Source organism: Stenotrophomonas sp. 05L44_2 (genome assembly GCF_056665995.1).
This window is the reverse complement of record NZ_JBFTNR010000096.1, coordinates 1-8177: the sequence shown is the minus strand read 5'-3', so window position 1 is coordinate 8177 and position 8177 is coordinate 1. Positions and strand designations below refer to the sequence as shown.

General features: G+C 67.0%; 8 protein-coding genes. 5 read left to right on the top strand and 3 right to left on the bottom strand.

Annotated features, from left to right (window positions below):
• The 4 genes from AC1VAN_RS05285 to AC1VAN_RS05270 form a co-directional block, all read left to right on the top strand.
• The coding region (locus AC1VAN_RS05285) for a phospholipase D-like domain-containing protein (protein ID WP_480985399.1) at nucleotides 1-634 on the top strand (634 nt) is incomplete at its 5' end.
• Between the two features lie 24 nt (nucleotides 635-658).
• Nucleotides 659-2080: an FAD/NAD(P)-binding protein gene (locus AC1VAN_RS05280; RefSeq protein WP_478013576.1), complete on the top strand. Its 1422-nt coding sequence runs from the start codon at nucleotides 659-661 to the stop codon at nucleotides 2078-2080.
• A gap of 9 nt (nucleotides 2081-2089) precedes the next feature.
• Nucleotides 2090-4282, top strand: a complete 2193-nt coding sequence (uvrD, locus tag AC1VAN_RS05275; protein ID WP_480985398.1) for a DNA helicase II — start codon at nucleotides 2090-2092, stop codon at nucleotides 4280-4282.
• A 97-nt stretch (nucleotides 4283-4379) separates the two neighbouring features.
• Nucleotides 4380-4706, top strand: coding sequence for a low molecular weight protein tyrosine phosphatase family protein (locus AC1VAN_RS05270; RefSeq protein ID WP_442251883.1), 327 nt, complete (start codon nucleotides 4380-4382; stop codon nucleotides 4704-4706).
• A 12-nt stretch (nucleotides 4707-4718) separates the two neighbouring features.
• Here AC1VAN_RS05270 and AC1VAN_RS05265 read toward each other — a convergent pair whose 3' ends face one another.
• The gene (locus AC1VAN_RS05265) at nucleotides 4719-5345 is read right to left on the bottom strand and encodes a YajG family lipoprotein (protein WP_478013577.1); all 627 of its coding nucleotides are present in this window, start codon (nucleotides 5343-5345) and stop codon (nucleotides 4719-4721) included.
• 141 nt (nucleotides 5346-5486) lie between these two features.
• Here AC1VAN_RS05265 and AC1VAN_RS05260 point away from each other — a divergent pair, with 141 nt between their 5' ends.
• Nucleotides 5487-6041, top strand: coding sequence for a hypothetical protein (locus AC1VAN_RS05260; RefSeq protein WP_033832536.1), 555 nt, complete (start codon nucleotides 5487-5489; stop codon nucleotides 6039-6041).
• 89 nt (nucleotides 6042-6130) lie between these two features.
• On the opposite strand, the gene AC1VAN_RS05255 is transcribed toward AC1VAN_RS05260, so the two are convergent.
• Both AC1VAN_RS05255 and rtcR read right to left on the bottom strand, forming a co-directional pair.
• Nucleotides 6131-6289, bottom strand: a complete 159-nt coding sequence (locus AC1VAN_RS05255) for a hypothetical protein (protein WP_442251881.1) — start codon at nucleotides 6287-6289, stop codon at nucleotides 6131-6133.
• A gap of 78 nt (nucleotides 6290-6367) precedes the next feature.
• Nucleotides 6368-7960, bottom strand: a complete 1593-nt coding sequence (gene rtcR / locus AC1VAN_RS05250) for an RNA repair transcriptional activator RtcR (RefSeq protein WP_025878051.1) — start codon at nucleotides 7958-7960, stop codon at nucleotides 6368-6370.
• Nucleotides 7961-8177 lie beyond the last annotated feature (217 nt).

Below are 8177 nucleotides of genomic sequence, written 5' to 3'. Positions count from 1 at the left end.
CCTTGAAGCGGTGTTCGCCAGCGACTGGTACATCGAAACCGGGCAGCGCCTGGAGGTCATCGCCGACGTGCCGGTGTGCAGCGAGGACATCGCCACCCAGCTGCTGCCCAGTGGCCCGGCCTACCCGTACAGCAACGCGCGCGATGCGGTGGCCGCGCTGATCCATCTTGCCCGGCGCCGGCTGGTGATGGTCACGCCCTACTTCGTGCCCGACGAAGCAACGCTGAGTGCACTGCGCATCGCCGCGCTGTCCGGCGTGCAGGTGCAGCTGATCCTGTCGGCCAGCAACAACCAGCGGCTGACCTCGTGGGCGCAGGAGGCCTACTACGATGAGCTGCTGCGCTGCGGGGTGCAGATCGCGCTGTATGAGCCGCAGTTCCTGCATGCCAAGCACATGAGCGTGGACGAGGACATTGCCGTGCTCGGGTCGATCAACATGGATATCCGCTCGTTCGCGCTGAATGCCGAAATCGGCCTGATCTGCTACGACCGACAACTGGTCACGCAGTTGTGCGCCATCGAGGACGACTACCTGCGCCAGTCGCGCCTGCTGGACCTGGAGCAGTGGCGCAAGCGTCCTGCGTGGCTGCGCAGCCGCGAGGGCATCGCGCGCCTGGCCGATGCCTTGATGTAGGCCAGCGCCAGCCGGGCAGGGCCGATGGCCTACAATCGGCGCATGACTGATTCACCGCGTAGTGGCGAACTGGACCTGGCGATCATCGGCGGTGGTGCGGCCGGGGTGCTGGTGGCGATCCAGGTGTTGCGCCAGGCCCGAGCGCCGCTGGCGCTGGCCATCTTCGAGCCGGCCTCGCAGCTGGCACAGGGCATTGCCTATGCCACGCCGTGGCCGGAGCACCTGCTGAACGTGCCGGCGGCGAAGATGAGCGCCTTTGCCGACCAGCCCGGCGACTTCCTCGATTTCCTGCAGGTCGCCAACGCGTACCCGGGCGAGGCGCGCGAAGTGCTGGGCGAACGCTATGTGTGTCGCCACTACTTCGCTGCCTACCTGCAGCAGCGCCTGCGCGAGGCCGAAGCGGCCAGTGCGGCGCGATTGCAGATCGTGGCCCAGCCGGTGTTGGCGTTGCATCCGGATGACCACGGTTACCAGCTGCAGCTGGGCGACGGCCAAACATTGCATGCAGGGCAGGTGGTGATCGCCACCGGCAACAGCATGCGGCCGTTGCCGGTGGACGGCGTCGACGCGCTATCTGCCGATGACGTGGTCGAAGCCTGGGATTACGACGGCGTACGCACGCTGGCCAGTGACCATGCCCTGGCCATCGTCGGCTCCGGGCTGAGCATGGCCGACACCGTGCTGGCGTTGGTGGCCGGCGGCCATAGCGGGCCGCTGCACGTGATCTCGCGCCACGGGCTGCTGCCATTGCCGCACGCCCACGGCGGTCTGCCGGCGTTCGACCCGCAGGAGCTGCTGACGATGAGCCTGCGCCAGCGCCTGCACGCGCTGCGCCAGCACGCGCGCAAGGCACAGGTCGACGGCATGCCCTGGCAGGGCGTGATGGATCGCATCCGCCCGCACGGCCAAGCGCTGTGGCAGAGCATGGACGCCGCCGACCAGCGCCGCTTCCTGCGCCACGTGGTGCGCTACTGGGACGTGCACCGCCATCGCATTGCTGAACCGGTGGCTGAGCAGTTGCAGGCGCTGCAGGCCAGCGGCCAGCTGCGCGTTCACCGCGCCCGCCTGCAGCGCGTGTGGCGCGACGGTGATGCCCTGCGGCTGTCGGGCCGCGAGGCGGGCGGCGGCAACCTGCAGTGGACGATCGCTGCGGTGGTCAATGCCACCGGTGTGGAGACCCGCGCCTCGGCACTGCGCAATCCCTTGCTGCAGCAACTGCAGGCCGATGGCCTGGCCCGCTCCGGGCCGCATGGGCTGGGCCTGGACAGCAGCGTGCCGGGCGACCGGCTGTGTGCAGCGGGTGGCCAGCCACAGGCGCGCCTGGGGGTACTCGGCAGCCTGCGCATCGGCAGCCTGTGGGAAAGCCTGGCGGTGCCTGAACTGCGTCAGCAGGCGCAGGCACTTGCCACGCAGGTGGTCGCAGGAGCTGCGACGTCGATGCCGTAAAATGGAGGCATGGATGTCTCCCACTTGCTTGATGGCCTGAACCCGGCCCAGCGCGAAGCCGTCTCCGCTCCCCTCGGTCACCACCTGGTGCTGGCCGGTGCCGGGTCGGGCAAGACGCGCGTACTCACCCACCGCATTGCCTGGCTGCATGAAGTCGAAGGCGTGCCGACCCACGGCATTTTCGCGGTGACCTTCACCAACAAGGCCGCCGGCGAGATGCGCCATCGCATCGACGCGCAGCTGCCGCATGGCAGCCGCGGCATGTGGATCGGCACCTTCCACGGCCTGGCCAACCGCCTGCTGCGCCTGCACTGGCAGGATGCCAAGCTGCCTGAAGGCTTCCAGGTGATGGATTCGGACGACCAGCTGCGCCTGGTCAAGCGCGTGGTGCAGGYGCTGGAGCTGGATGACGGCAAGTACCCGCCCAAGCAGATTGCCTGGTGGATCAACGCGCAGAAGGATGAGGGCCGCCGCCCGCAGCACATCCAGCCCGAGCCGAACGATGCGTGGCTGGAAACCATGCGCCAGGCCTACGCCGAGTACCAGGCGCGGTGTGACCGTGCCGGCCTGGTCGATTTCGCCGAGCTGCTGCTGCGCGCGCACGAACTGCTGCGCGACAATCCGCCGTTGCTGTCGCATTACCGCGCGCGGTTCCGCGAGATCCTGGTGGACGAATTCCAGGATACCAACGCCATCCAGTACGCCTTCGTACGGGTACTGGCCGGGCACGAGGGCCACGTGTTCGTGGTCGGTGATGACGACCAGGCCATCTACGGCTGGCGCGGTGCCAAGGTCGAGAACGTGCAGGGCTTCCTGCGCGATTTCCCGGGCGCGCAGACCATCCGCCTGGAGCAGAACTACCGTTCCACCGCCAACATCCTCAGTGCCGCCAACGCGGTGATCGCGCACAACCCGGACCGCATCGGCAAGCAGCTGTGGACCGACAGTGGTGACGGCGAGCCGATCGACCTGTACGCGGCGTACAACGAGATGGACGAGGCGCGCTACATCGTCGAGCGCGCACGGCAGTGGGTGCGCGACGGCGGCAGCTACACCGAAGTGGCCGTGCTCTACCGCAGCAACGCGCAGTCGCGCGCGCTGGAAGAAGCGCTGCTGAGCGAACAGGTGCCGTACCGCGTGTAYGGCGGCMTGCGCTTCTTCGAGCGCGCCGAARTSAAGSAYGCGCTGGCCTACCTGCGGCTGCTGTCCAACCGCAACGACGACGCTGCATTCGAGCGCGCAGTGAATACGCCCACGCGTGGCATCGGTGACCGCACGCTGGACGAAGTGCGCCGCGAAGCGCGCGCCCAGGGCATCTCGCTGTGGGAAGCCACCATGCTGGTGACCCAGGGCAGCGCACTGGCGGCACGAGCCCGCAATGCGCTGGCCGGCTTCCTGGTGCTGGTCAACGAACTGCAGGCGCAGACCCTGCAGATGACCCTGGCCGAGCGCGTGGACCATGTGCTGGTGCGCTCGCAGCTGCGCGAGCACTGGAGCAAGGAAAGCCGCAACGCGCTGGATTCGGAATCGCGCACCGACAACCTCGACGAACTGGTGTCGGTGGCCTCGCGCTTCGTGCGCCGTGCCGACGACATCGAGGAAGTAGGCGAGGACATGGACGAGCTGGTCGCGTTCCTGGCCTACGCGGCGCTGGAGGCCGGTGAGGGCCAGGCGCAGGCCGGCGAGGAAGGCGTGCAGCTGATGACGCTGCACTCGGCCAAGGGCCTGGAATTCCCGCTGGTGTTCCTGGCCGGCGTGGAAGAGGGGCTGTTCCCCAGTGCACGGTCGCTGGAGGAAAGCGGGCGGCTGGAGGAAGAGCGTCGGCTGGCCTACGTCGGCATCACCCGCGCGCGGCAGAAGCTGGTGCTCAGCTACGCCGAATCGCGGCGCATCCACGGCCAGGACAGCTACAGCCTTCCTTCGCGTTTCCTGCGCGAGATCCCGCGCGAGCTGCTGCACGAAGTGCGGCCGAAGGTGCAGGTCTCGCGGCCGGCGTCGATGGGCGCAAGCCGGGTGATGGGACACGCCGCCATCGAAACGCCGCCGATCAAGCTGGGTGCGCTGGTCAATCATCCCAAGTTCGGCGAAGGCATGGTGACCGACTACGAAGGCAACGGTGCCCACGCACGCGTGCAGATCGAGTTCGCCGACGCCGGCAGCAAGTGGCTGGTGATGGCGTATGCCAACCTGACGGTGATCTGATCACCGCCGGGGTCGGATCCCTCCCGTAGGAGGGCTCTGACCCCGACGCGATGGAAAGCAGCCGAGCACGGGCTCGGCTCTACAAAGGCGAGTGCTCATGACCCGCAACGTGCTCTTCCTCTGCAGCCAGAACCGCCTGCGCAGCCCGACGGCCGAGCAGGTGTTCGCCGATTGGCCGGGCGTCGAAACCGCCTCGGCCGGGCTGCTCGCCGACGCCGAGGAAGTGCTCAGCCCCGAGCTGCTGCAATGGACCGACCTGGTGTTCGTGATGGAGCGGGCGCACCGCAACCGGCTTTCCAGCCGCTACAAGGCATGGTTGAACGGCAAGCGGGTGATCTGCCTGGATATTCCCGATGACTACGAGTACATGGATCCGGTGCTGGTGGAACTGCTCAAGCGCAAAGTGATCACGTTCCTGCGCTGACCCGGGCGGCGATCAGTCCTGCGCCTGCGGTTGCGCGGCCGTGTCCTGTTCGGACATGGACTGCTGCAGGCTGCTGCTGAAGCTCTTCACCGCGCGTTCCAGGGCGATCTCCCAGTTCTCCCGCGAGGCGACCTGGAAGATGTTTGCGCCATGGCCGGTAGTCGTGAAGGTGCGCGTCTGGCCATCCTTGCGTGCCGTCACCTGTACCGCGATGTCTGCAAGCATCCGCTGGGTGTACGTCGCGGCGCGCCAAACATTCACCGGAGCACTTACCGAAAAATCGGTCAGCGTGGTTTCCAGGTGCGTGCACGATGCTTCGCAGTTGTCGGCAGTCCGATAACCCATGTTGCGCAGCGCTTGGATCATGATCTCGCGTGCCTTGTCCGGCGCTGTGGACGTTTCGAGCTCCACCAGCACGCCATTGCCGGCACGGATGACACCACCGATGTTCTTCGCACGCGCCGCCGATTGCACCTGCGGGAAGTACTGGGGGCGGTTGTCACGCACCGGGGCCACCACCACCACCGGGCCCTGCTCCGGGTTCACCCGGATGTCCGGCACGTTCACGCGCACCACTTCGGTGCGGATGCCACAGCCGGTGAGCAACAGCAGCAGTGCCAGCGTAATGATCGACTTCATGTATTCCCCCTGTTGGAATGGTGTCCTTGCGCCGCGCATTATCGCCTGCATATCGCCTGAAGGGACGAGGCGTCGACGCCGCAAAGCAGCCGGGCATGGCGCGGCTCTACAATAGCGGGCACACCTCCCAGGAACGCCCTCATGACCGAACCCACGCTGCATGTCACCGTGAAGTTGAACGCCAGGCTGCAGCCCGAGCATCGCCATGAGCTGTTCGAGGATCCGCTGGACGCGCTGTTGCAGGCGGCCGAGCTGGGCGGGATCACCGGAGGCGGTACTGCGATGTCCGACGAGGGCGAAGTCGAGTACGGCGATATCGAAGTGGCACTGGTCGATGCCGCGGGCGTGCCGAAGCTGGTCGACCTGCTGGAGCAGCTGGGGGCACCGAAGGGGTCGCAGGTGCAGGGCGCAGGCGAGGCCGACCGCAGCTTCGGCGTGACCGAAGGCCTGGGCATCTACCTGGATGGCCTGACCCTGCCTGACGAGGTGTACGAGCAGTGCGATTCGAACCACGTATTCGAACAGCTGTCCGAGCGCATCGATGGCCTGGGCGAGATCTGCAGCTGGTGGCAGGGCCCGAGCGAGACCGCGCTGTACATGTACGGCCAGTCGTTCGAGGCGATGCGTGAGGCGATCGCCGAGTTCGTCGGCAGCTACCCGCTGTGCCAGAACGCGCGCGTGGTGCAGATCGCCTGAAGCTGTGGTTTCGGGTGGAGCGGGCCGGCTGCTCCAGGTGCCGGAATAGCGGCGGCTGCCGGCCAGCGGCCGGCACTACCGGAGCGGGGTCAGCGTGCTGGCTGGGCGGCCGCAGCCTGCTGAGCGTTGTCGGCCTTGGCCAGTGATTTGCCGAACTGGTAGCCACCCACGAGCAGGACGACGGCAGCGACACAGGCCAGCACGATGATCAGGCCGGTTCTGGAAGTCGAGCGGGGGCGGTCCTGCATGGGAAATCTCCGTTCAGGTAGGGGGTCGCAGCCGGAGCATGCGCCGTGACCGGTGCACGCGCAAGCCGGGCCGTCGCGCTACCGGGCCGGCCCCCGCACCTGCTCCCAGTCCAGCCCGAACTTCGCCAGGTACTTGCGCAGGCGGTCGGCATCGTTGGTGCTGGCGCGCTGGGTGCGCGAGACCGCAAACAGCTCGCGCCCGGCGGCGGACAGCGACTTCGAGCGTGCACAGACCCGCACCACTTCTTCCAGCTGCACGCGGTCGAAACGGTCCAGCGCGTCCACGGCCTCGCCCAGCAGCGCATCCAGCGGAGACGGCGCATCGCCGCCGCGCCACTGTGCCCGCAGGCGCGCGATYTCGTCCTCCACGCCCTCGATCTGGATGCGCCCGGCGCTGGCCAACGTGGCCAGGCGCATGATCGACGCGCCCAGGTCGCGGAAGTTGCCACGCCACGCCGCTTCCGGGCTGGTGGCGAATGCGAGATAGCGCGTGCGCGCCTCGGTGTTGAAGCGCACCCGCGCATGCTGGTCCAGCGACCAGCGCTCCAGCTCGAACTCGATGTTCGGCTCGATGTCTTCCATGCGCTGCGCCAGCCCGGGCAGGTGGTACGTCCACAGGTTGAGGCGCGCCAGCAGGTCTTCGCGGAAGCGGCCTTCCAGCACCGACTGCTGCAGATCGCGGTTGGTGCCGGCGATCAGCTGGAAATCGCTCTCCACTTCGCGGTCACTGCCGACCGGCAGGAAGCGCTTCTCTTCCAGCGCCCGCAGCAGCATCGCCTGTTCGTCCTGGCCGAGTTCGCCGATCTCGTCCAGGAACAGCAGCCCTTGGTGCGCTGAGCGCAGCAGGCCGGCACGGTCGCTGGAAGCGCCGGTATAGGCGCCTTTGGTGTGACCGAACAGGGTGCTCATCGCACCGTCGCCGCGCAGCGTGGCGCAGTTCACTTCGACGAAGCGACCGGGCAGCTGGTGCTTGAGCTTCTTCAGCTCGAACACGCGCTTGGCCAACTGGCTCTTGCCGGCGCCGGTTGGTCCCATCAGCAGCATCGGCGCACGTGAGCGGGTGGCCACCGTCTCGATCTGCTCGATCATCCGGTTGAAGGCGGCGTTGCGGGTGGCGATGCCGCCCTTCAGCAGGTCGCGATCCAGCAGCTGCTGCTGGGCGAAGCGCTGGGCGATGTGGTCGTAGCGCGACAGGTCCAGGTCGATGATCGCGTACGTGCCGGCGGCACCGTCCTGCTTGCGCGGTGGCGAGGTCTGCAGCAGTCGTCCGGGGAAATGACGGCTCTCGGTCAACAGGAACCAGCAGATCTGCGCCACGTGCGTGCCGGTGGTGATGTGGACGTAGTAGTCCTCCTCCTCCGGCTGGAACGGGTAGCGCGCGAGAAAGTCGTGCAGGGAGGCGTAGACCCCCTCGAATTCCCATGGATCGGCCAGGTAGGTGTCGTGACGCTGCACGCTGATGCCCGGCGCGGCCTGCGCCAGGTCCTCGCAGACCACGCGCGCCAGCTTGCTGTAGCGGCGCTCATCCAGCAGCAGCTCGATGCGGTCGGGCAGGAAATCCTCATGCATGCCCAGCGAAACGGTCGGGCGCCACTTCTGCCAGCGGCCCGGACCCTCGCCTGCGTCGAGCTGGGTGCCCAGCATGCCGAATACCACCTGCCGACGCGCCATATCCATTCCTATAAAAGATGCGCGGGAAATATATATCTTTTCGCCGGTGTCCGCTGGGCAGGATGGCCTTCTTCTATTGAAATCACTTCAAAATCAATAGCATGCGATGGTTTCGCAAAAGTTGGCACGGCCATTGCTCTATATCCGGCAAGACACGACGCGGGCTGTTCCCGCCGAGGACATCAGCATGGCCAACCTTTCACTCTTCTCCTGGATG